Source organism: Streptosporangium sp. H16, from assembly GCF_051918855.1.
Classification (GTDB): domain Bacteria; phylum Actinomycetota; class Actinomycetes; order Streptosporangiales; family Streptosporangiaceae; genus Streptosporangium.
Window position 1 is genome coordinate 1 of record NZ_JBPXMD010000018.1, and the last position, 21,980, is coordinate 21,980.

Consider the following 21,980-nt stretch of genomic DNA (forward strand, 5'->3'; position numbering starts at 1 on the left):
CCGGGGCCCGCGAGGTTCAACACCATCTATCGGCCCTGGGGCCGATCCGTTTCTTCCGCACCGGCCGCCCGATGGGGGCGGGTGTGCGGGGATCGCGTATGCGTGACCGTAGACCACCTTCCAATCCGTGGGACTGCGGCACCCGTGCGGCGGAACATCAGCCGTCAACGGGCGATCCTGATGGCGTTCAACACTCCCTTCGCTATCTCTGCTTCTTCGATCTCATGCGTCACTTCCCGCAACCGCGCGCCCACGGCCAGGACCCTTCACCTGCTGTGCCGGCCCCGGCACGTCCGACGTCGCGACTTCGTTCACCGCTACTGCCGTGGCAGCGCGTCCACGGCCGGGACCCTTCAACCGCTCGGCCCCGGCACATCCGACCTTCTGCCCCTCTTCGCGGCCTTACCGCGTTGCCTCCTGCTGTCCACGCTCGTCCGGGCAGCTCGTCGTGATGCCTGAGTCCTGCGCTGCCCTGGTGGATCCGTTCCTTGCGATGTCAGAAACCATATCCCCGCTCGATACGAATGTCTACATCAGCGACTATAGATTTTTCACTCTCGTGAAGGTAGGAGCGGCTCCTCACTTCGAGGGGAGCAGCTCGGCGACGGCCTGTTCGGCGTTGTCGCGCAGCTCGAAGCGGGGCAGCAGGCCGGTGCGTCGCAGCAGAAGCCGCAGGCTGTCCGGGACGCCCGCGAACAGGAGCCGGCCGGTGGCGGTGTCCTGGATGCGCTGCCGGGTGCTGGCCAGGATTCCCAGGGCCGTGGAGTCGTAGAAGGTCAGCTGTGACAGCTCCAGCACCAGGCGGGGACCGGCGCTCAGCTCCCAGACCTCGTCGACGTGTCGGGTGAGCGTGGGGGCGGTGATGAAGTCCAGGTGCCCGCCCACCTCCAGCACGCTGCAGTGCCCGCGATGGGTCACCCGCACCCACAACGCCTGCTTGTGACGATCCACCTCAGCCCTCCCTGGCCGCGTACCGATGGCGGACCCCCGCGATACCCCGATAACGAGCGGCAATGCCCATCCCCCCGGACCAAACGCGGATCCGCCGGCGCATACCCCGGCCCGGCCGCCGCGAACGTCCCCGGCCGCGCGGGCCGGACACCACCGCGACGGCCGCCCGGCACCCAGGTCCGTCTTCACCTCTCCCGCGCCTGACCTCGGCCCGGCGCTCCGGGATCAGGGGTTCGGCGGGCGCCACATCGGGAACATCGGCGGGCCGCCGGGCAGGACCAGCGGCTCGCCGAGGTCCCGGTAGCCGTGCCGCAGGTAGAGCCTGCGGCTGCGAGTGCTGCTGGCCTCCAGGTACGCGGGTATCCCCGCCTCGTCGAGCCCGCGGTGGTACCCCTCCAGCAGCCGGGTCCCCGTCTTCCGTCCCTGATGTCCGGGGAGCACGGCGAGGAACGCCAGGTAGTGGTGTGGCTCGTGGGGATGGCGCCGGTCCATCTCCTCGCCCATCTGCTCGATGCGCTCCGCGTGGGGCCCGGCGAACGCCTCCACCCGGGCGGCCCGGTCGGGCACCTCGGGAAGCGGCTCGACCCCCTTGTGGTACCACACGGCCACTGCGGACATGTCGGCCGTCGCGTGGACCTCGCCGTGGACGAGGGCGCCTTCGCTGAGCATGGAGAAGAAGGGGGGCATCACCCGGCGGCGGTCCTCCTCCGGCGGGATCATCCAGGCCGAGACCTCCTGCTCGTGGAAGGAGGTGGCGATGATCGCGCCGATGGTCTCGGCGACCCCGGGAGCGTTCTGGATGCGAATGATCTCGGTCATTCGTTCCCTCCCACGGCCGCCTTGGCGCCCAGGCCGATGTTGGCGTACACCTTCGGCCGCCTGGCCCGCAGGGCGAGGCCCCACATGACGCCGAAGCCCGCGGCGACGAAGTAGATGGCGGGCATGATCCAGCGGAGCGGGGAGTCGGGGGCCACGCCGAGCACGGTGTCGAAGTTGAGCAGGACGAGCACGATGACGACGAACAGCAGGACGGAGGAGATGACCGGGGCGATCCGGGTCCGCCAGGCGTTCTCCTCGTGGGGGTTCTTGGCGAAGAAGACCAGCACGGAGACCGAGGTGGCCGCCAGCATCATGAGCAGTCCCAGGCCGCCGAACGACCCGACGGTGAAGAACAGCTGGATGACCGGGTCCAGGTCGAAGATCGCGTAGATGACGATCGTGGCCAGCCCGATGATGCTCTGCGCCACCGAGCCGTTGACCGGGGCACCGGTCCGGGGGGAGGTACGGCCGAAGGTCTCGGGCAGGACCCTCTCCCGGCCGAGGGCGAAGACGTAGCGGGAGATCGTGTTGTGGAAGGCGATCAGCGCGGCGAAGAGGCTCGTCACGAAGAGGAGGGAGCCGATGGTGGCGATGGTCGCCCCCAGGTGCTGCCCGGCCAGGTTGAACAGGAGATTCGAACTCTGCTCGCGCGAGGCCTCAACGATCTTGTCCGAGCCGATCGGCACGGTCATCGCCCAGGACGACAGGGCGTAGAGGCCGGAGATGACGGCGAGCGCGACATAGGTCGCGATCGGCACCGTGCGCCTCGGGTCCTTGGTCTCCTCGGAGAACACCACCGACGACTCGAAGCCCGCGAAGGACGCGATGCAGATCGCGACCACCGCTCCGATCCCGGGGACGAAGAGGTTCGACGGGTCGAAGACGTCGAGGCTGTAGCCCGAGGCCAACGGGTTGACCAGGTCCGCGATGTCGAACAGGACGACGACGGCTATCTCCGTCAGCAGCAGGACCGACAGGACTTTCCCGTTCACGTCGACCCGCATGAGGCCGAGCGCCCCGGTCAGCACCCAGGCGACCAGCCCGATGACCCACCAGGGCGGGGAGCCGCCGAACCAGCCGGCGATCAGCGGCTGGGCGGCCGCGCCGATCATTCCGTAGAGACCCACCTGGAGCGCGTTGTAGGCCAGCAACGCGACCCACGCGGTCGCCACGCCCACCGGCCTGCCGAGCCCTTTCGCGGTGTACGCGTAGAACGCCCCGGCATTGACGACGTGGCGGGCCATCGTCACGTAGCCGACGGCGAACAGGCCCAGGATGCCTCCGAGCAGGATGAAGGCGAGCGGCACGCCGGTCACGCCGGTCGCGGCGTAGGCGGCGGTCACCGAGCCGCCGATGACGGTCAGCGGTGCCGCCGCCGAGATGACGAAGAAGACCACGGAGGGCACGCCAAGGCGGTCCTGGGCCAGCGCGGCGGAGACCGCGCCGGTTCTCTGCTCTGTCACGGACATCGAGGGACTCCTTGGAATGAGGGGGGTGAGCTCACCGGCGGGTGATGACGGCGTCGCCGACGGCGGCCTCGGTCTGGGCGATCAGTTCCTGGAGCGGCGCCGGAAGGGCGGCGATCGCCGCGGAGAGGTACGCCGGGTTCCGCTCCCACAGGACGAGCTGGTTGCCGCCGGTCGCGACGAGCAGCCCCAGCAGGACGCGGTCCTGGGCGTTGAGTGGCTCACGGCGTTGGATCGCCAGGTTGACGCGCCCGACGGGCCATCCCGCGACGTTCACGTCGACCGGTACCTGTCTCCGCGACGGGCGCCTGCCGGGCGGGCGCAGCAGCCCGTCGGCGGTCATCCGGGCCGCCACGTCGGCGAGTGCCGTCCGGGCGAGGAACTGCAGCCAGGTACGGAAGCGGTGCGAGGGTTCGGCGACGATGTGCCCCAGGGCGGTCCGGGTGAGCGCGTCTTGAGGCGGCGCCGCGTCGAGGACGACGAGCCGCACCTGCCCCGCCGCCGATCCCACGGTCACCCGCCCGGCGAGCATCAGTTCTCCCAGTACGGCGGCGGCCAGCCCGAGACCGGTCAGACGGGCGTGAAGCCTCATCCGGCCGGTCGCGTTGTCATGCATGACAAAGAACAGGTCGTCGGCCAATCGGGTTCCTGAAAGATCAACTCCAACCACGAACGGCGATCGTATAGCTAAATCATTAAATTTGTCATTATGCGAACAAAGTTCTAGCGGCAGACATAGATGAACCCGACGACAATCAAAGAAGCGGGCAGATAGCCAAGAACCCGGAGCCATGCCGAGGACACCTCGACGGCTCCAGCGAATCCAGAAATTTACTTATTTTTGGCCATCCGTAGGCAGGTGCCGGGAAGCGACCGGTCAGAGAGTCCCGGAGCCGGAACGACCCCGGTCAGGCGGCTCCCGAAAGAGGAAATCCACGAATCCCGATGAATCATCGCGGTACTTTGATGCGGACACTTTTGGCATTTTAGGACCGACGTAATGCCGGGACGGCTTTCGTGTCCCCGCCGGGGGTGATAGCGGGGGATGCACGCGCCCGCGCGGGACCGGACTCGGCTACTTCGGGATCGCCGGCGGCCGGACACCCGTTCATTCCGGGTCATTCAGTTTGATCATCAGATGTGTCACCAGCCGGTCCTGTGGCGTGGTGGCGGGGTTGGAGACGTACACCTCCCGCAGCGGGCCGGCAGGCGTGTGCCCGCGCTCGCCCACCCAGGCGAGCAACGCGTGCGCGGTGAGAGGGATCTGGTCGTACGCCCCGATGTGGGTCGCCGACGCGTACAGACCGCCCGGCAGGACGTCCGAGGACGTCCCCGGGACGTCCTCGGACGTCTCCAGCGCGACGGCCACGGCCACCTCCTCCGCCATGTCGAGCGGGAACAGGCCGACCAGCAGCCCGTCCGGCGCGCCCGGCGCCGCGAGCAACCGGGCCACGCACGCCGAGGTGACCGGGCCGATCCGCTCCTGGGGCGCGGTGTCCCGTACGACGACCACCCGCCGGGCGGGCTCGCGGACGACCGTCACCTCCGGCCGGGGCAGCCCCTCGGACAGGATGCGTTCAAGCGCGGCGAAGTTGCGCTCGCGGCGCGCCAGCTCGGCCTCCATGCGGTCGCGCACGCCGCCGAGCACGCCCGCCTCGCCGGACAGCACCCGCCCGATCGAGGGGAGGGGTACGTCGAGGGAGCGCAGCAGGCCGATCAGCATCGCGGGGCGCGCCTGGTCGGGCCGGTAGTAGCGGTAGCCGGTGTCCGGATCGACATACGCCGGGGTCAGCAGGCCCAGCTCGTCGTAGTGGCGCAGTTGCTTGACGCTGAGCCGGCACAGCCGTGCGAACCGCCCGATCGGCAGGTGTCCCTCGTTCACCTCACCAGCATGAGGGTTCCCGCGGTGGGTGGGTCCAGCCGGACCGCCGTCTCCCGATCCGCCCGTGGACCGCCGGGACCGAGGGGACCGGCCCCGGCACGGGAGACGGAGACCCGGTCGGGTGCCGGATCACCGCGTCTCCCGCGACGACCGGACGGGCAGTCGGGCGGGCGGCGGGGACGGCGGAAGCGGCGGGGACGGCGGAACAGCAGGCGTGGCCGGGACCCGCGACGCGGGTCCCGGCCACGCCGGGGTTCTTTCACGATCGAGCCGCCGTCACCTCGTGGCCGGCGGCGGCACCGGTCGTCCGGTGCTATCTCAACGGCCGTCGCAGCCCCGGGCGGCGAAGGCCAGGAACTGGGTAACCTCGTTGCTGTCGAAGTTGTCGTCGGAGCCGACCACCAGCGTGCACTCGCCGTTGCGCAGGCGCGGCCCCCAGGCGAGGCTCTCCAGATTCTGCAACGGCGGCTGCACCCTGCCGAAATCGGTGACGAGACGCTTGGAAACCGGGCGGTACGGGCGCCCGGCGGCCAGGCTGTCGCGGGTCAGCACGTTCGTGGCGCCGCGCAGGTCGATCTCGTACAGCTTGGCCTTGTAGTTGACGCCCTCGATCCAGGAGCGCTCAAGGGCGAGGTAGCGGTTGTCGTCGATCGCCAGGATCTCCGAGACCCCGCTGTCGGACTTGCCGTTCGCCGGGATCGGCGCCGCCGGGAGCTTGTCGATCGGGTAGGCGTACTGCCCGCGCGGCCGGCCGTCGCGTCCCCACACGGTGATGCGGGCCGTGGCGCCCCGGCTGACGGTCGGCGGCGCACCGTCCTCGTATCGCGGGCCTTCCGTGACGGCCGCGATGGTCCGCTCCGTGGAGGTCAGCCCCTCGAACCCGAAGTTGCGCCGGGGGCCGCTGGTGGTGGCGGTCATCTTCAGGTTGCGGGGAACGGGCAGCTCCCCGAGGTAGCGGCCCTCGCTGTTGGTCCAGCGGACGGACAGGTCGGACACCGGGATGTTGGGGTTCTCCGCGTCCGGCCGGTCGCCCTCGTTGGCCCACAGCACCCTGCGGCTCCACCGGTCGTAGCGGATCGTCTCGGGATCGGCGGACCTGGGCCGGCCGTAGGCCGGGTAGGAGCTCCCGCCGGGTCGCCGCAGGGTGGTGACCCCGGTGAGGTTCACCCCGGTGAACGCGCCGGTGACCGGGTGGATGTCGAAGCGGCCGGTGTAGAAGCGGGCCGGGTTGTAGCGCCACCGGTCGTCGGATATGAGGTACCAGGTGCCGGTGCGGGGGTCACGGTCGAGACCGGAGAGGCCGCCGACGGTGGTCCCCCGGAACCGCATCCTGTGTGGCAGGCGCTGCTCGCCGAGGAAGCGGGTGATCCGGAGCCCCTGCGCCGGAGGCGCGGCCACCACCGAGGTCTCCTCGGCCGTCGCCGACGCCTGCGCACCGGCGGCCCCGAGGCTGACCGCCGTCGCGAGCGCGGCCGCGAGTGCCGTGATTCTTCGCGAATTGGTCATATGACTCTCCTCTTCCCAGTAATGATCCCGAAAGAACTGGCTGGAATATGAGACCGCGGATTGCGGAAAATTTCCACGAGAATCAACAATTCAATGCCCATTGGCCGCTCAATGACAGGACAGAACAAGCCATTTGTCATGCATTTCCATCACTAAGTCGGCGATAAGGGCAAGCCGCTTCAAAACCTGCGGGTAAGGACGTCGGGGACGGCACCGTACGGGCAGCTCACACCCGGAACGCGTACACGCACGGACATCCGGCGACACCCGCGACGCCGCGTCCGCACGGATCCGGCCAAGGTGGCGCGCATCCGCACGGCGACGGCTCGGGCCATTTCCCGCGCGCGAATCGCACCGGATTGGATGGCGATCGGCCTGTCACGATGCGGAGAAGCCACCCTGACGGGTGAAATACCGTTCCGGGGTTTATCCATCGATCGCGGTGACGCGTACACGAATGCGAGGCGCCGGGGGCCGATCTGGCCCACTGACGTTCTTGTCCCGGTTCGCGGGCATGAGTTCGCGAGCACGAGAGGGAGGGGACTTGACCGGGTGTCCGGCGGGGTGATGAGCCGGCGGGGCGGCGAGTCGGCTGGTCGGAGCGTCAGCGGTTGGACGATCATGGTGGTCGTTCGCCCGCTCGGGGCGGCCTCCGGCGCGAGGAGTACGCTCGACAGGACGCCGACAACTCCGCCGGGTCTACTCCACATGGACATCTGGACGGCGAAACATGGCGGATACCGAGCCCGCGTGCGAGCTGCACCTGCGAATCGCCGGGCAGTCCCACGACCTGATGCTGCGCCTGCACGGACACGAGCCCACCGAGGACGAGGTGGCGGGCTGGATGCGGGACGGGTCGGTGGTCAGGCTCCAGGTCACCGAAACGGCCGGACGGACACCTCACACCATGCTGGTGAATTTCAGCAGCGTGGTTTTTGCCTGGCTCTGTCCTTACCAGTCCGGCAGAGGGGTGAATCTGTGAGGTCGAGGGAGGACCTGGGACGGGTACGCACCGGATCCGGTGACCGGTGAGGGCGGCTTCGCCGGAGGGGGACGCGCCGAAGGCGGCTCCGGCAGAGGCGGCGTCGGAGACGGAGACGGCTCCGCTGAAGGTGGCCCTGCTGGGACCGGTCGCCTGGCGTACGCCGCCGCGCCACTACGGGCCGTGGGAGCAGGTCACCAGCCTGCTCGCCGAGGGACTGACCGCCAGGGGCGTCGACGTGACGCTCTTCGCCACCCTCGACTCGATCACCTCGGGGGCGCTCGACGGGGTCTGCCCCACCGGGTACGCCGAGGATCCGTCCCTCGACGGGCGGGTGTGGGAGGCGATGCACGTCGCGCACGCGCTGGGGCGTTCCGCCGAGTTCGACCTCGTCCACAGCCACCTCGACTGGCTGCCCCTGGCCTTCGCGGGCCACTGCCGCGCTCCGCTGCTCACCACGATCCACGGGTTCTCCGGGGCGGGGATCCTGCCCGCCTACGCCCGTGCCCGATCGGCCTACGTCTCCATCTCCGACGCCGACCGCTCCCCCGAGCTCGACTACGTCGCCACGGTCCACCACGGCATCGATCTCGGGTTCCTGCCCTTCGACCCCGACGGCGGCCGAGGGCTGGTCGTCTTCGGCCGGGTCCATCCCGACAAGGGGACCCACACGGCGATCGAGATCGCGCGGCGGGCCGGGTTGCCGCTGACCATCTGCGGGATCGTCCAGGACCGGCGCTACTTCGAGGAGCGGGTCGCCCCGCACGTCGACGGCGAGCGGGTCAGGTTCCTCGGTTCTGTCGGCCCCGAGCGGCGTGCCGAGATCCTCGGCGGAAGCGCGGCCCTGCTGCATCCCATCGCGTTCGACGAGCCCTTCGGCCTGTCGGTGGTCGAGTCGATGGCCTGCGGCACCCCCGTGGTCGCCTACCGGCGCGGGTCGATGGCCGAGGTCGTGGATCCGGGCGTGACGGGCTTTCTGGTGGACACCGTCGAGGAGGCCGTCTCCGCCGTTTCGCGCGTCGGCACGATCGATCGGGCGGGTTGCCGCGCCCAGGCCGAACGCAGATTCGGGGTGGAGAGAATGGTGACCAATTATTTACGCATCTACCGCGACATAGTGGACCGAGCGTAATCCCCTGATACTGTCGGAGTGACGTAGCCCCCGCGGTCCTCTGCGGGGTCGCGGCAGCCGGGCCCCGATGAGGACGGCCCCCGGCGCCAGGCTTCGATTCCATCCGCCACCACGCTGGCCGGTGGACGTCTTCATCCCGTGAGGTCCGCATCCGTGAGCCGGAGCGGCCGATGACCGGAAGGCTTGGCAGTGGCCTGTACATACGGATTTCTCAGCACCCACCCGCCCACGCAGTGCGGGCTGGCGACCTTCAACTCCGCCCTGGCCGCCCACCTCACCGAGGGGGGCACCCGCGGCGGGATCGTCCGCGTCACCACGGACGTCGACGACGAACGCCCGGTACCCGGGGTCGTGCACACCTGGGCCCCCGGCGGGCACGAGAGCTGGAAGGCGGCGGCCTCCGCCCTGGAGCGGTTCGACGTGGCGGTGGTCCAGCACGAGTACGGCATCTACCCCGGCACGGACGGCCAGGACGTCCTGCCGCTGCTGCGGCATCTCATGGTGCCGAGCATCGTGGTCCTGCACACCGTGCTGACCCGGCCGACCCCCCGGCAGCGAAGGCTGCTCGAGCAGATCGTGGACGCCGCCGGCGCGGTGGTCACCATGACCGGCACCGCCCGCGACCGGCTGCTCGCCGGCTACCACGTCGACCCGGGCAAGGTGTCGGTCATCCCGCACGGAGCCGCCGACCACATGCGCGTCCCGGCCCAGCGCCGCCCGCGGCCGCACCTGCTCACCTGGGGGCTGATCGGCCCCGGCAAGGGCATCGAGTGGGCGTTGCGGGCGCTCGCCCTGCTGGGGGACCTCTCCCCCTCGCCCACGTACACGATCGCGGGCAAGACCCACCCCAAGGTGCTCGAACACCACGGGGAGGCCTACCGCGACCGGCTGCAGCGGATGGGGGCGCGGCTCGGCGTGTCCGCCTCCGTGCGGTACGACCCGGTCTACCGCGACCAGGCCTCGCTGATCCGGCTGGTCCGCTCGGCCGACGTGGTCGTGCTGCCGTACGACTCGCACGAGCAGGTGACCTCCGGTGTCCTGATCGAGGCGGTGGCCGCCGGGGTGCCGGTGGTCGCCACGTCCTTCCCGCACGCCGTGGAACTGCTCACCGGCGGGCCCGGCCTGCTCGTCCCCCACGAGGACCCCGAGGCGCTCGCCGCGGCCGTACGCCGGATCCTCACCGAGCCAGGCCTGGCCGAGGACCTCAGGAACCGTACCCACGCCCTGGTCCCGACCCTGCTGTGGCCCGCCGTGGCGGCGCGCTACGAGGACCTCGCCCGGAGCCTGCTCACCAGACGCCCGGCAGCCGTGGCGGTGGCCCTGCCGTGACTCCCGCGACCCCCGCGACCCCCGCCCCCCACACGTCCCTCGTGGTCGCCCCCGCCATCCCCGGCTTCCGGCACCTGGCGCGGCTGAGCGACGACACCGGCCTGTTCGAACACGCCAGGCACGCCGTCGTCCGCCGCCAGCACGGCTACTGCACCGACGACGTCGCCCGCGGGCTCGTCGTCACCAGCCGCGAACCGGCGCCGACCCCCGAGGTGCGGCGGCTCGCGGAGTGCTACCTGGCCTTCCTCACGCACGCGCAGGACGGCTCCGGCGCGTTCCGCAACCGGCTCTCCCACGACCGGCGCTGGACCGACGAACCCGGCCTCGGCGACTGGTGGGGCCGGGCGCTGTGGGGCCTGGGCACCGCGGCGGCCCGCAACCCCGCCCCGTGGATCCGCGACGAGGCCCTGATCTCCTTCGCCCTCGGCGCCACCAGGCGGTCCACGCACCCGCGCGCCATGGCGTTCGCCGGGCTCGGCGCGGCGGAGGTCCTGCGCGTCCTGCCGGACAACGCCCCGGCCGCGGCCCTGCTCGCGGACGCCGCCCTCGCGGTCGGCGTCCCTCCGGCCGACCCCGACTGGCCGTGGCCGCAGCCCGAGCTGACGTACGCCAACGCCGCCCTCGCCGAGGTGCTCATCGCGGCGGGCCACCTCGGCGGCGATCACTCGATGCTCGCCGACGGCCTGCGGATGCTGACCTGGCTCCACGACATCCAGACCAGGGACGGGCGGCTGTCGGTCGTGCCCGTCGCGGGCTGGCGGCGGCACGCGCCGCGGGACCGCTACGACCAGCAGCCGATCGAGGTCGCCGCGCTCGCCGACGCCTGCGCCACGGCGGGCGCCGTCACCGGCGACCCCGCCTGGCGGGCGGGGGTGTGGCGGGCGTCGGCGTGGTTCCAGGGCGCCAACGACCGGGGTACGGCGATGTGGGACATCGCGACCGGCGGCGGCTACGACGGCCTGACCCTGTACGGGCCCAATCTGAACCAGGGCGCGGAGTCGACCATCGCGCTCATCTCCACCCTGCAGCACGCCGAGCACCTGGTGAGCGAACGGAGTGAGGTCGTCTGAAGGCATCGTGCCCTGGTCACGGGACCGGAGGGATGATGTCATGGGTGTCATGACGGGATATGGCGCGGCCCCTGCACGGCGTCGCGTCCCGACCGCGCTCCTCGGAGAACGCCGCGTCCCGGCCGCGCCCTCCGGAAGGTGCCGCGCTCCGACGCCCTCCCCCGGAAGGCACGGCCTCCCGGCCGCCACCCCCGAAGGGTGCGACGTTCGGGCCTCCTCCCCCGGAAGGCACGGCCTCCCGGCCGCCTCTCCCGGAGGGGCCCGCGTCCCGGCCCCGAGACCCCCGAACGAGGCGCCATGACCATCAGGGACCTGGCCACCCGGCTCGACCAGACTCTCGCCCCCGACCCGCGAAGAGTGATCATCAAGCTGTTCGTGCCCGGCGAGGACGCCGCCCTGGCGCGCAGCCGGGCCGCCGCCCTGATCGACCGCATCACGCTTCTCGGTCACGACGAGACCTCCGCGCTCCTCGAGGAGACGCTGCGGGGGTTCGGCGACCGGCACCACGACCTCGCGACGACATTCCTGCACCATTACGACCTGGTCCGCTACCGGGTCCCGAGCCATATCGACCTGCGGCCGGCGGCCCGCCTCCTGGTCGGCGCCTACTTCAGCCACGAGTACGCGGTGGAGGGCGCCGCGCTGTGCAACCCCTCGATGGTCGCCCACCCCGACCAGTCCGGCCTGAGCCCGGGACGGCTGCGCGTGGTGATCAGCACGCGGCAGATCGGCGAGGGCCACCTGTCGTCCATCGGCTTCGTCACGGCGGTGCTCGGCCCCGGCGACGAGCTCGTCGTCGCCGACCGCTCGGGACCGCTGACCGCCGGTCCCCGGCACGGGGTCCCCCACCGGCGTGACCTGCTCGCCGCCGCGCTCACCGACGAGGGCTGGGACAACGAGGTCTCCTCCACCGTGCTGGGCTCGCTGCCCGACCTCTTCGACGACGACGACTTCGAGCAGGCGGTCGCCCGGCTCCCCACCGACCTGCTCACCCGCACCACCACGCACGGCACCGTGGAGGAACTGCGCCGGGCGACCGCCGCCGACTACGCCGTGACCTTCCCCGCCGACGTCCCGATCGAGCGGCGGGTACTCTGGCCCGCCACCGCGGCCGAGAGCAACGGGATGGAGGACGCCCGTTTCGTGAGGATCGTCGATGAGGACGGCACGCCCTCGTACCGCGCCACCTACACCGCCTACGACGGGCGGCACATCCGCTCGCACATGCTCGCCAGCGACGACCTGCGTACCTTCGAGGTCACCCCGCTGCGCGGGCCCGCCGCCGTCAACAAGGGGATGGCGCTGTTCCCGCGTCGGGTGGGCGGGCGCCGGCTGGCGCTGTGCCGCTCCGACGGCGAGACCATCGGCCTGACCTCCCTCGGCGAGGACAGCAGGTGGCGGCGCCCGGTACCGCTGCACACCCCCCGCAGCGGCTGGGAGCTGATCCAGGTCGGCAACTGCGGATCCCCCCTGGAGACCGAGGCCGGCTGGCTCATCCTGACCCACGGCGTCGGCCCGATGCGCCGCTACGCCATCGGCGCGCTGCTGCTCGACCTGGACGAGCCGCGCCGCGTCATCGCCGAGCTGCCGGGCACGCTCCTCACGCCCGGCGACACCGAGCGCGAGGGGTACGTGCCCAACGTCGTGTACTCCTGCGGCGGCCTGCTGCACGCGGGTGCCCTGTGGCTGCCGTACGGGGCGAGCGACGCCCGGATCGGGTTCGCCCGCGTGACCCTCGACACCCTTCTGGGGGCGATGCGCTCGTCCCCAGAAGGCAGGTGAGCCCCGCACCCCCGCCCGCCTTGCTCTTTTGGCCTCCTGGCCGCCTCCCCCTCGCCCGCCTGACCGGTCGCCGGTCATCGCGGGGGAGACGCAGAGCGAGCTCCTCCGCGCCGACCATTGACAAAATATAATTTTATATACAAGGTTGATTTTGCGATGAGAGACGTACTGTACCTGGAGCAGATCGAGCAGGCCGAGGCCCTGCTCAAACCGCAGCGCATCGAGGTGCTGCGGCAACTCGCCGAGCCGCGCTCGTGCACCGAGGTCGCGGCCCTGCTCGACCAGACCCCGCAGCGGGTCTACTACCACGTCAAACGCCTGGTCGAGGCCGGCCTGGTGACCCAGGTGACCGAGCGCAGGGTGCGCGGCATCCACGAGGGCGTCTACCAGGCGAGCGCCCGTTCCTACTGGCTCTCGCCCCGCCTCGTCGGCCGGATCGGCCTGCGCACGACCCGGGACGAGCTGAGCCTGGGCTACCTGCTGGACCTCATGGAGGAGGTCCAGGCCGACATCGGCGCGCTCGACAGGACCGCGCCGGAGCTGCCGTCCATCGGCGTGTCCGGCGAGATCCGCATGCTTCCCGAGCGGCGTCAGGAGTTCCTGAACGACCTCCAGGCGGCGCTGCAAGACCTTTTCACCCGTTACGGCGGCGCCGAAGGGGACGCCTTCAAGCTCGCCGTCGCCTGCTACCCCAAGGGAGAACCCCGTGAGTGAGCCGATGAAGCTGAGCGCGCGCGTGACGGCACCGCTCAAGGCAGTCCACCACGCCCTGACCGACCCGGGCGAGCTGCGCGTCTGGCTGGCCGAGCACGCCGAGGTCGAGCTGCCGCACCGGTACGCGTTCTGGGGGCGCCACACCCCCGGCGGAGCGGCGCCCCACCAGCGGCCGCTGCACGTCGACGACCACACGCTGCGCTTTTCCTGGCAGCTCGGCGGCGAGGAGACGACCGTCGAGATCGGCCTGGAGGAGGAGAGCGCGGAGTCGACCATCGTGACGCTGACGCAGACCCACTTCGACCGGGAGTCCGCGATGACCGAGGGCGGCGTCCTGGGGACGCTGCAGACGTTCTGGTGCCTGTCGATCGCGAACCTGGTCGACCATCTGGAGGGCCGCGAGCTCACCCCGAAGGCCGACTTCACCTCCCCGATCTTGCGGGAGCGGGTCGTCATCGGCGGCTCGCCGGAGGCGGTGTTCGACTCGCTCGTCGACCCGGAGAAGTTCAGCCGGTGGTTCGGCTACAAGGTCGACCTCGAGCCGTACGTCGGCGGGCGGTTCGCGATGGGCGGCTTCGAGGTCAACGACACGCCCGCGAGGGTCGTCGAGCTGGAGCCCGGCCACAGCCTTTCCCTGGAGTGGCCGGGCCGCGGCGTCTCCAGCTGGGAGCTGGAGGGTTCGGGCGGCGCGACGCGGCTCACCTTCGTGGAGAGCGGCTTCGACGAGAAGAACCCCCCGTACGCCGGGTGGATGGGCTGGCTCAGCGGCATCGCCGAGCTGCGCCGCTTCCACGAGCTGAGCGACTGGCGTCCGATCTGGCTCGACGCGAGCATTCCGGGCTCGCCGGAGCAGACAGAGGTGAGCGGCTGACCACGAGGGGCGGGATCGGCGGCATGCCGGTCACGCCCCTCCGTCATCCCCGTCACACGACCTCGTGAATGTCACGGGGTCCGGTGAGTGTCACTCGATTCCATGGAGCGCTCCGCCTTCTTCATCTTCATCCTCACGACGACCGCTCCCGCCACGAAGGCGACGACGAACACGAGGGAGACGATCCGCCATTCGCTCGGCCAGTCCAGCACCTGCGGCAACGCCAACGCGACCAGGGCCAACCAGAAGAGCAGCAGGTACCACGCGTACGGCCGCACCGGCAACGCCCGGTCGCCCTTGGAGTACAGGGGAGGGAACCGGCCTGTCGCCAGCGTGTAGACGCTCTGTGCGATCATCAGGCATCCGAAGACCACAATGACCCAGTTGATCACCGTTAAAATTGTGTTGTCGCTCATCAGGATCGTCCCCCATCCCCGTCGTCTATGGATGGAACCCGTTTTTTCCGACCGTCGGCCACCTGCCCCGTGATATGCGAGGAAAACTCTTCATTCGAACGACGGCACGCGAATTCGGCCCGCCTTTTCCCGCTCCAAAGATGAACTGCGGAAACGCCGGACATCTATCGGAGATCTAGCTGACGCAGAACTCGTTCTCCTCGGGGTCGAGCATCGTCACCCCGTAGTAGTCGTCGTTTCCCTCCACCGTCAGCACGTTCGCCACGGTGGCGCCCAGCGCCGTCAGCCGGGCGACCTCGGCGTCGACCCTCCCCCTGCGGACCGCGACGGGCGCCTTGCGGTCCTCGTTGGCGCGCAGGTCGAGGTGGAGGCGGTTCTTGACCACCTTGCCCTCGGGCACCTTCTGGAACCACAGCCGGGGCCCGACACCGTCGGGATCGACGATGGAGTCGTAGCCGTCGAAGAGCTCCTCCTCCGGCAGCCCGGCGTCGCGCCAGTAGTCGCTCCAGCTCTCGAACCCCTCGGGGGCCTCCTCCAGCCGGTAGTGCAGCGCCTCGGCCCAGAACCGCGCCAGCCGGTCGGGGTCGGCGCAGTCGAAGGTCACCTGAAACCTGATCGCCATGATCGCCGTCGTGTCGCCGTCGTGTCGCCACCTCACCGGCGCCGACGATCCTGCACCACCCGTACGACACTTCCCGGCACCCGGCGCTCACCAGCACATGACGGCGGCCTGGCCTGGTCCCCAGCAGGAGTGGACACGCGCGCGCAGGACGTAGCGGCGGCCCCTGAGCAGGTGGACTCGGAGGGACACGTTACGAGGGCGCCCGCCGTCGTCGTCGCCCGCCAGATAGCGCGGTTCGCCGCCGACCTCCTCGAACAGCACCAGCACCGTGTCGCACTCGCCGAAGACACCGACGGTGTAGTCACGGGTGGCGCGAGGTGTGATCACGAAGTCGCGCTGCTCCCCCGCCCCGGTGCCGAGCGGGGCGGAACAGAACGGCCGCAGCTCGGTGGGCGGCTCGGCTCCCGGGGGCGGGTACCAGCGGCGGGCGAACGCGGCGTCGGGCTCGGAGACGGTGCCCGGCGGCACGATCCCCGCCCGGTGGCACGAGGGTTCCAGGATGAGCCCCGGACCGAGCCGGTACCCCATGACGGACAGCGGATCCCATACGGGGCCGTTCGCCTCGCTCTCGTCGAGCCTGCGGATGACGTTGTGGAACGTCCGCGACCTCGGCCAGAGATTCGGTGGTCCCGCGAAGTCCTCGTAGACGGCCTCCTCGTCCCAGAGGATGCCCGAGTACGGGCTCTGGTGCTCGTGGACCATGCCGATGACGTGGCCGATCTGGTGCAGCACGGTGCCCCGGCCGGACGCCCCGGTGAGGTCCCAGCCGAAGTTCACCGTGCGGGAGGCGGTCCCGACGCGGAGCGCGTCGCGTCCCACGGCCGACCACGATCCGGCGTCCCGCCGGAACCCGATGCGCACCTCCGCCTCGGTACGGTCGGCGACCTCGGCGAACTCCAGCCCGATGCCGAGGTCCTTCCACTCCTGGAACCCCCGGCGCACGGCGTCGCGCTGCCCGCCCTCGCCGTGCTCGCCGTCATGCCGCCCACCCAGGAAGCAGTAGTGCAGGACCGTGCCGTTCAGCCACGCCCGCCGCCCCGAGAGCAGGGCCGCGCGCCGCCGTCCCTCAAGCCCGTCCGGCGGCGCGTGGGCGGGGTACGGCGGGAGCGAGCAGTGCCGGACGCGCTCGCCGTCGCCCGCCCTCATCGACGTCCCCGCGGCGTGCCGGCCCTCGCCCGCGGGCAGGATGGGGAGATCAAGGAAACCGTGTCCACATGCCACGAGACTGGGGACGGAATCCCGGACGCGCATGAGTAGGGCCTACTCAATTCCACGTGTATCACGGACGGGCGGCCCGGCTCATATCGCTGTGAGAAACCCACGGTGCTCCTGGCCGTTCACGGCCAGGACGGAGGAACTCGATCTCGTACGGCGAAACCTGGCGGCCGGCCGCCGGGGCGTCGTCGTGACCGGCGCGGCGGGGAGCGGCAGGAGCCGCCTGGCCGCCGAGGCCGTACCCGTGCCCGAGGCCGTGACCGAAGCCGTGACCGAGCCGGTGCACGCGCGGGTCACGGGAACGCCGGACACCCTGGACACCCCGCTCGCCGCCTTCGCCCATCTCCTCTCCCGCTCCCCGCGCCGCGCCGGGCTTCCCACCTCCCGGTCCCTCACGGGATCCTCCCCGCGCCCCGCGGGGCTTCTCTGCCCGCCGGACCCGGTGGAGGCGCTGGACGGGGTGCGCGTGCTCGTCGTGGACGACGCCCACCTCCTCGACGACTCCTCGGCCGCGCTCGTCCACCGCCTGGCGCGCAGGGGGCGTACCCGCCTGCTCGTCACGGTCCGGGAGGGCGTGCCCGTGCCGGAGGACGTCTCCAGGCTCTGGAAGGAGAACCTCCTGCCGCGCGTGGCGCTGGCCCCCATGACGGAGCGCGAGTGCGGCGAACTGCTGTCCCGGACGGTGGGCGGCTACGTGGACGCCCTCACCGTCCGGCGCCTGCACCGGGCGAGCCGCGGTGACCTCCGCCTCCTGCGCGAGCTGGTCGTCGCCGTCCACGCCGGAGGGGACCTGAGCAACGTGTCGGGCACCTGGACCTGGCGGGGCACTCCCCCGATGACGGCACGCGTCAGGGAGCTGGTCGAGGACACGATCCGCGACGTCGACGGGGAGGAACGGGAGGCGCTGGAGCTCATCGCGTCCGGCAGGCCGCTGAGGCTGGTCATGTCCGGCGAGCCGCGGGAACCCACCACCGCGTCCGCGCCCCTGACATCCACCGCGTCCGGCGCACGCTCGGAACCCACCGCGTCCGGCACGCTCCCGGAGCTCCTCGCGTCCGGTGAGCCCCCGGTCCCGGGCGCGGCGGGCGCAGGGACCGCCTTCGGCGTCCTCGAACGCCTGCGGGCGAAGGGGCTGGTCACCGTGGACGACCGGTTGTCGGTCCGGCTCGCCCACCCGCTGCACGGCCCGGTGCTCCGGGCCGCCGCGAGGCGCCCGGGGACGGGCGGTCCTTCCGGCTCGCCACGGCTCCCGCGGACCTCGGCCACGGCCACGGCGCTGGCGGGCGAGTGCGAGGACCTGACCGCACGCGCGTACGCGGGACGGCTCTCGGGGATACCGCGCGGCACCGGCGAGCGGATGGCCGAGGACGACACCGGCTGGGACGAGCCCGCGATGCCGGAGTTCTGCGCGCGGCGCGCCCGGGTGGCCCGGCTTCGCGGGGAGACCCGCGAAGCCGCCGCCTGGAGCCGCGAGGGACTGCGCCGTTCCCCCCACCACCGCGCCTGCCTGGCCGAACTCGCGCACGCCTCCGCCTACCTCGGCGACCTGACGACGGCACGGCAGGCCCTGTCGCGCGGTCCGGCCCCCGGCGGGGACGCGCGGGCGCACGTGCGGCCCGCCGCCCAGGACCGGTCCCCGATGTCCCCGGGATCCTCGGGATCCCCGATGTCCCCGGCGGCACCGGAACTCGCGGGTGACGCGCTGTCGTGGGCGCTCGCCACCGAGCGGGCGCGGACCTGGACGCTCGCCGCCGAGGGAGACCTCGACGGGGCCCTGCGCTCCGCGCTGCGTGCCGCCGGAGACGACCCGCTCGACGACGACCTGTTCGCCCTGCACGACGTGGTGCGGCTCGGGACCCCCGAGCTGGTCGTCGACCGGCTCGGGGAGCTGGCCGGCCGCGCGCGGGGAGACCTCGCCCCCCTGCTGGCGCGGCACGCCCGAGCGCTGGCCGGGCGCGACGGTGAGGCCCTGGACAAGGTGGGGCGTGGTCTCGCCGGCCTCGGCCTGACGCTGCACGCGGCGGAGGCGTTCGCGCACGCGGCCCTCGTCCACGAGGACCGGCGAGCCTCGCAGTCCTCCAGGAACCGGGCCTCCGCGCTGGCGGGCACCTGCCAGGGTGCGCGCAGCTCCGCCCTGGTCAACCTCGCGCTGCCCAGGCTGACCGCACGCCAGCGGCAGATCGTCAGCCTGGCCGCGGCGGGCCTGACCAACCGGCAGATCGCCGAGCAGCTCACCGTGTCGATCCGTACGGTGGCCAACCACCTGTGCGACGCCTACGCGCGGCTCGGCAGCAGCGACCGCGCCGGCCTGGGAAGGCTCTTCACCGTCGGTTAGCGCGGCGGGCACGCCGGGCAGCCCGGCCGGCCGGGTTCCGGAGGTCCCCCGGCCAGAGGCGTCAGGCTCCACCCGGCCGGAAACACCGGACGTCGCCCAGCCGGAGGCGTCAAGCCCCGCCCGGCCGGAGACACCGGACGCCCCCGGCCGGAGGCGTCAAGCCCCGCCGATGGCGGAGAAGGACCAGCCGGTCGCCCGGTTGAGGGCGTCACCGGGCATCGCCAGCCTGGCGTCGCGCAGGGCCTCGGCCATGCTCAGGCCGCGTCGCAGCCCCTCGTGCAGGGCGAGCATCAGCGGCACCACGGCCTGGTCGTCGACGGGCACCGAACTCGCCACGATCCCGGCCGTGCCCAGCGGCAGCAGCGCCGCGGCGAGGCCGAGCAGCTCGTTCGCGCCGACCGGCTGCAGCCTGCCGGAGTCGCAGCTGGACAGGACGATCCGGTACGGGGCGCTGTGCAGCCGTTCGAGGTCGTGCACCGTGAGCGGGCCGTCGTCCATCCTCAGGGAGGAGAACATCGGGCTGTCGGAGCGGAAGGTGCCGTGCGCGGCGATGTGGGCGAGCCTGCTGCCGTCGAGCGCCGCGAGCACGGCCGGGGCGACCGCGGTGCCCGACCCCAGCACGGTCGCCTCCCCGTACCGCGCGGCCAGGAGCGGGATCTCGGCACCGCCCGTCGCCAGCCCCGGCCCCCTGACCAGCACGACCCGCTCCTTCGCCGGCGACGGCTCGATCCGCCGGGCGCGGAGCCAGGCGCTGGCGGACGGCGACACGCTCAGCACCCGCTCGCCCAGCGCTGGCAGCAGCGCCCAGGGCACCCCGTGCAGCCTGCCCGGCGGGACGACGACCACGGGACCGTCCCCGAGGTGGCGCACGGCGGGACCGAGCAGCGACTCCTGGAGGCGGCGCCCGCCCGCTTCGAGGACGGGCAACCTGCCCTCCGAGCCCCCGTACGCGATCCGCGCGAGGCCCGCGCGGGCGTGGTCGGCGTCGATCGCCGCGTCGGCCAGCCGTCCCGCGGCGAACCTGCGCACCCGGCCCCGGCCGCAGAGCAGGACGTGCAGCTCGCCGTCGACGGCGACGATCTCGATCAGCCACCCGTCGCCGAGCCCGTCGAGCAGGGGGCCCGCGTCGAAGCGGTGCCCGTCGAAGCCGCCCGCGCTGCGGGTGCGGAGCGTGCGGGCGCGGATCTCCTTCTCCAGCCGCCGCTGCTCGCGCTCCAGCGCGGGGACCGGCACGCCCCCCGGCCTCGCCGTGTCGACCCGGCTGCTGATCTCGCGGAAGGCCGTCACGTCGCGCAGCAGCTCGGGGTCGTCCGGGGGCCGGGTCGGCGGGACCGCGAGCACGGTGGCCCGCCAGCGCTCGCTCCAGCCGAGGAACCGGCGCGGGCTCCCCCCGGCGAGGGTCGCCCGCTGCGCGAGCAGGGCCAGCTCCGCCCCCTGCGCGCTGGCCCGCGCCCGCAGCTCCGAGGCGCCCAGGGTCATCCTGTACTCGTCCAGCAGGTCGAGCCCCCGGCGGCAGGCGTCCAGCACGCCGCGCGTGCGTCCCGCCGCGGCCGCCCTGAGCGCCTGCGCCACCCAGCCGTCCACCCGGGCGAAGGCGGGCCCGCGTCCCCTGGTCCTGGCCGCGGCGGCCAGGTGCCGTTCCGCGTCGGCCTCCCAACCGAGGGCGAGGGCGGTACGGCCGGCCAGCAGCGAGGCCTGGACCGCCTCGGGGGAACGCAGCTCCGCCAGCCGTACGGCGACCTCGGCGGCGTCGCGCACCGAGCGGCCGGAGACCTTTCCCGCCGCGAACCTGGCCTGGACCAGCACCAGCCGGGCGTGGGCCTGCCACCAGTCGCGGCGCTGGCTGGAGAACAGCCGGATGGCCGTGCTCGCGCGGGCGATCGCCGCGTGCGGCTCACCCGCCGCGATCGCGGCCCGCGCGGCGATCAGGAGGAGCTCGGCGCTGCGGGTCGTCTGCCCTCCCATGCGGTTCAGCTGTTCCGTGGCGGCGTCGGCCTCCTCCAGCGCCTCGCGCGCCAGCCCGGCCGCCAGGAGCACCCCGCACCGCCGGATGTGCAGCACGAACATGGGCGTGCCGAGGGCCTCGTAGCGGCTCGCGGCCTCGTCGAAGAGACGCAGCGCCGCCGGGAGGTCGCCGGACCTGAACGCCGCCAGCCCGCGGCTCTCCACGGCGTCGGCCTTGTCGTGCTCCTGGTCGGTGGTGTCCCACAGCCGCTCGGCGGCGACGAAGTCGGCCTCGGCCCGCTCGACGGACCCCATGGCCAGGTGGACGGTCGCCCTGAGCGTGAGCGCACGCGCGGTCCAGATCGTGTCCTGGGCGCGGCGCAGGGTGGGAATGGCCCGCCGCAGGTCGTCGAGCGCCTCACGGTGCCCGCCGAGGACCCACCAGGCGTAGCCGCGGCGGAACAGCACGCGGGCCCCGGTGATCCCGCTGCCCCTCTCGACGGCCGTCTCCAGCGCCGCCATCCCCTGGCGGGTACGGCCCGCGTGGATGAGGGCGGCCCCCAGGGTCGCCAGCACGTCGGCCTCGCGGTTCGGCGAACCGGACCTGGCGGCGAGGGCGCGGGCCTGCCGGAGGTGGCCGATCGCCACCATGAGGTCGCCGAAGTCGCGGTGCCAGATGCCGATCACCTGGTGGGCGACGGAGGCGTCGTGCGGCGAGGGGGCGCCCGACAGCCCCGACAGCACGGCCCGCGCTCCGGCCAGCGCGTCCGCCGGGCGGGCGAAGACCAGGGGCAGCAGGGAGAGCGGGTCTCCCGCGGGCGGCGGGATCCGCGAGCTTCCCCCGGTCACGGATCGATGTTAGACGTGGTGTGTTCAGGGCGTCCATGCCGCGGAGCCCTCCGAGGACGCCCCCGTCCGGCTTCGGACTCCCGTTCGCGCCCGGG

18 protein-coding genes are annotated in these 21,980 nt (G+C 72.1%); 8 read left to right on the forward strand and 10 right to left on the reverse strand.

Going from position 1 to position 21,980, the window contains the following annotated elements:
- Window positions 1–579 precede the first annotated feature (579 nt).
- From ACTOQ2_RS27070 to ACTOQ2_RS27095, 6 genes are all read right to left on the reverse strand, one after another.
- The gene (locus tag ACTOQ2_RS27070) at window positions 580–951 is read right to left on the reverse strand and encodes an STAS domain-containing protein (protein ID WP_440103236.1); all 372 of its coding nucleotides are present in this window, start codon (window positions 949–951) and stop codon (window positions 580–582) included.
- A gap of 225 nt (window positions 952–1,176) precedes the next feature.
- Window positions 1,177–1,770 (reverse strand): GNAT family N-acetyltransferase, encoded by a 594-nt coding sequence (locus tag ACTOQ2_RS27075; RefSeq protein ID WP_440103238.1) that lies wholly within the window; start codon window positions 1,768–1,770, stop codon window positions 1,177–1,179.
- On the reverse strand, window positions 1,767–3,239 hold the full coding sequence (locus ACTOQ2_RS27080; RefSeq protein ID WP_440103240.1) for an APC family permease: 1,473 nt from the start codon (window positions 3,237–3,239) through the stop codon (window positions 1,767–1,769). Before ACTOQ2_RS27080 ends, ACTOQ2_RS27075 begins: the two co-directional genes overlap by 4 nt.
- Before the next feature lie 31 nt (window positions 3,240–3,270).
- Entirely contained in the window at window positions 3,271–3,876 is a 606-nt protein-coding gene (locus ACTOQ2_RS27085; protein WP_440103242.1) for a GOLPH3/VPS74 family protein, read from the reverse strand.
- A gap of 468 nt (window positions 3,877–4,344) precedes the next feature.
- Window positions 4,345–5,118 carry a MerR family transcriptional regulator gene (locus ACTOQ2_RS27090; protein ID WP_440103244.1) on the reverse strand — a complete coding sequence of 258 codons (774 nt, stop codon included), beginning with the start codon at window positions 5,116–5,118 and terminating at the stop codon, window positions 4,345–4,347.
- A 318-nt stretch (window positions 5,119–5,436) separates the two neighbouring features.
- A complete protein-coding gene (locus ACTOQ2_RS27095) occupies window positions 5,437–6,624 on the reverse strand; it encodes an esterase-like activity of phytase family protein (RefSeq protein WP_440103245.1) in 1,188 nt (395 codons plus the stop codon).
- Between the two features lie 730 nt (window positions 6,625–7,354).
- Here ACTOQ2_RS27095 and ACTOQ2_RS27100 point away from each other — a divergent pair.
- The 7 genes from ACTOQ2_RS27100 to ACTOQ2_RS27130 all read left to right on the forward strand — a co-directional run bounded on the left by ACTOQ2_RS27100 (window position 7,355) and on the right by ACTOQ2_RS27130 (window position 14,504).
- Entirely contained in the window at window positions 7,355–7,606 is a 252-nt protein-coding gene (locus tag ACTOQ2_RS27100; RefSeq protein WP_440068707.1) for a hypothetical protein, read from the forward strand.
- Window positions 7,607–7,652: 46 nt separating this feature from the next.
- Entirely contained in the window at window positions 7,653–8,738 is a 1,086-nt protein-coding gene (locus tag ACTOQ2_RS27105; protein ID WP_440103247.1) for a glycosyltransferase family 4 protein, read from the forward strand.
- 189 nt (window positions 8,739–8,927) lie between these two features.
- The gene (locus tag ACTOQ2_RS27110; protein WP_440103248.1) at window positions 8,928–10,067 is read left to right on the forward strand and encodes a glycosyltransferase; all 1,140 of its coding nucleotides are present in this window, start codon (window positions 8,928–8,930) and stop codon (window positions 10,065–10,067) included.
- Entirely contained in the window at window positions 10,064–11,137 is a 1,074-nt protein-coding gene (locus ACTOQ2_RS27115) for a glycosyltransferase (RefSeq protein ID WP_440103250.1), read from the forward strand. The genes ACTOQ2_RS27110 and ACTOQ2_RS27115 overlap by 4 nt, the downstream gene beginning before the upstream one ends.
- A 297-nt stretch (window positions 11,138–11,434) precedes the next feature.
- Window positions 11,435–12,919, forward strand: a complete 1,485-nt coding sequence (locus ACTOQ2_RS27120; RefSeq protein ID WP_440103252.1) for a glycoside hydrolase family 130 protein — start codon at window positions 11,435–11,437, stop codon at window positions 12,917–12,919.
- A 156-nt stretch (window positions 12,920–13,075) separates the two neighbouring features.
- Window positions 13,076–13,633, forward strand: coding sequence for a helix-turn-helix domain-containing protein (locus ACTOQ2_RS27125; RefSeq protein WP_440103254.1), 558 nt, complete (start codon window positions 13,076–13,078; stop codon window positions 13,631–13,633).
- On the forward strand, window positions 13,626–14,504 hold the full coding sequence (locus ACTOQ2_RS27130) for an SRPBCC family protein (RefSeq protein ID WP_440103256.1): 879 nt from the start codon (window positions 13,626–13,628) through the stop codon (window positions 14,502–14,504). The genes ACTOQ2_RS27125 and ACTOQ2_RS27130 overlap by 8 nt, the downstream gene beginning before the upstream one ends.
- A 71-nt stretch (window positions 14,505–14,575) precedes the next feature.
- On the opposite strand, the gene ACTOQ2_RS27135 is transcribed toward ACTOQ2_RS27130, so the two are convergent.
- The 3 genes from ACTOQ2_RS27135 to ACTOQ2_RS27145 form a co-directional block, all read right to left on the reverse strand.
- The gene (locus tag ACTOQ2_RS27135) at window positions 14,576–14,920 is read right to left on the reverse strand and encodes a hypothetical protein (RefSeq protein WP_440103258.1); all 345 of its coding nucleotides are present in this window, start codon (window positions 14,918–14,920) and stop codon (window positions 14,576–14,578) included.
- A 175-nt stretch (window positions 14,921–15,095) separates the two neighbouring features.
- Window positions 15,096–15,578, reverse strand: coding sequence for a VOC family protein (locus ACTOQ2_RS27140; RefSeq protein WP_440103260.1), 483 nt, complete (start codon window positions 15,576–15,578; stop codon window positions 15,096–15,098).
- A 51-nt stretch (window positions 15,579–15,629) separates the two neighbouring features.
- A complete protein-coding gene (locus ACTOQ2_RS27145; RefSeq protein WP_440103262.1) occupies window positions 15,630–16,793 on the reverse strand; it encodes a M12 family metallopeptidase in 1,164 nt (387 codons plus the stop codon).
- A 58-nt stretch (window positions 16,794–16,851) separates the two neighbouring features.
- Between ACTOQ2_RS27145 and ACTOQ2_RS27150 the strand changes: the two genes are divergently transcribed.
- Window positions 16,852–19,092 carry a LuxR C-terminal-related transcriptional regulator gene (locus tag ACTOQ2_RS27150; RefSeq protein ID WP_440103264.1) on the forward strand — a complete coding sequence of 747 codons (2,241 nt, stop codon included), beginning with the start codon at window positions 16,852–16,854 and terminating at the stop codon, window positions 19,090–19,092.
- A gap of 156 nt (window positions 19,093–19,248) precedes the next feature.
- Here the strand turns inward: ACTOQ2_RS27150 and ACTOQ2_RS27155 are convergent, their stop codons facing one another.
- Window positions 19,249–21,885 carry a CHAT domain-containing protein gene (locus tag ACTOQ2_RS27155; protein WP_440103266.1) on the reverse strand — a complete coding sequence of 879 codons (2,637 nt, stop codon included), beginning with the start codon at window positions 21,883–21,885 and terminating at the stop codon, window positions 19,249–19,251.
- Between the last annotated feature and the right edge of the window lie 95 nt (window positions 21,886–21,980).

Bases quoted from the DNA above. Each gene is read 5' to 3' on its own strand.
- ACTOQ2_RS27095 (WP_440103245.1), bottom strand. From the start codon at position 6,624: ATGACCAATTCGCGAAGAATCACGGCACTCGCGGCCGCGCTCGCGACG.
- ACTOQ2_RS27145 (WP_440103262.1), bottom strand. From the start codon at position 16,793: ATGCGCGTCCGGGATTCCGTCCCCAGTCTCGTGGCATGTGGACACGGT.
- ACTOQ2_RS27120 (WP_440103252.1), top strand. From the start codon at position 11,435: ATGACCATCAGGGACCTGGCCACCCGGCTCGACCAGACTCTCGCCCCC.
- ACTOQ2_RS27135 (WP_440103258.1), bottom strand. From the start codon at position 14,920: ATGAGCGACAACACAATTTTAACGGTGATCAACTGGGTCATTGTGGTC.
- ACTOQ2_RS27080 (WP_440103240.1), bottom strand. From the start codon at position 3,239: ATGTCCGTGACAGAGCAGAGAACCGGCGCGGTCTCCGCCGCGCTGGCC.
- ACTOQ2_RS27125 (WP_440103254.1), top strand. From the start codon at position 13,076: ATGAGAGACGTACTGTACCTGGAGCAGATCGAGCAGGCCGAGGCCCTG.
- ACTOQ2_RS27100 (WP_440068707.1), top strand. From the start codon at position 7,355: ATGGCGGATACCGAGCCCGCGTGCGAGCTGCACCTGCGAATCGCCGGG.
- ACTOQ2_RS27075 (WP_440103238.1), bottom strand. From the start codon at position 1,770: ATGACCGAGATCATTCGCATCCAGAACGCTCCCGGGGTCGCCGAGACC.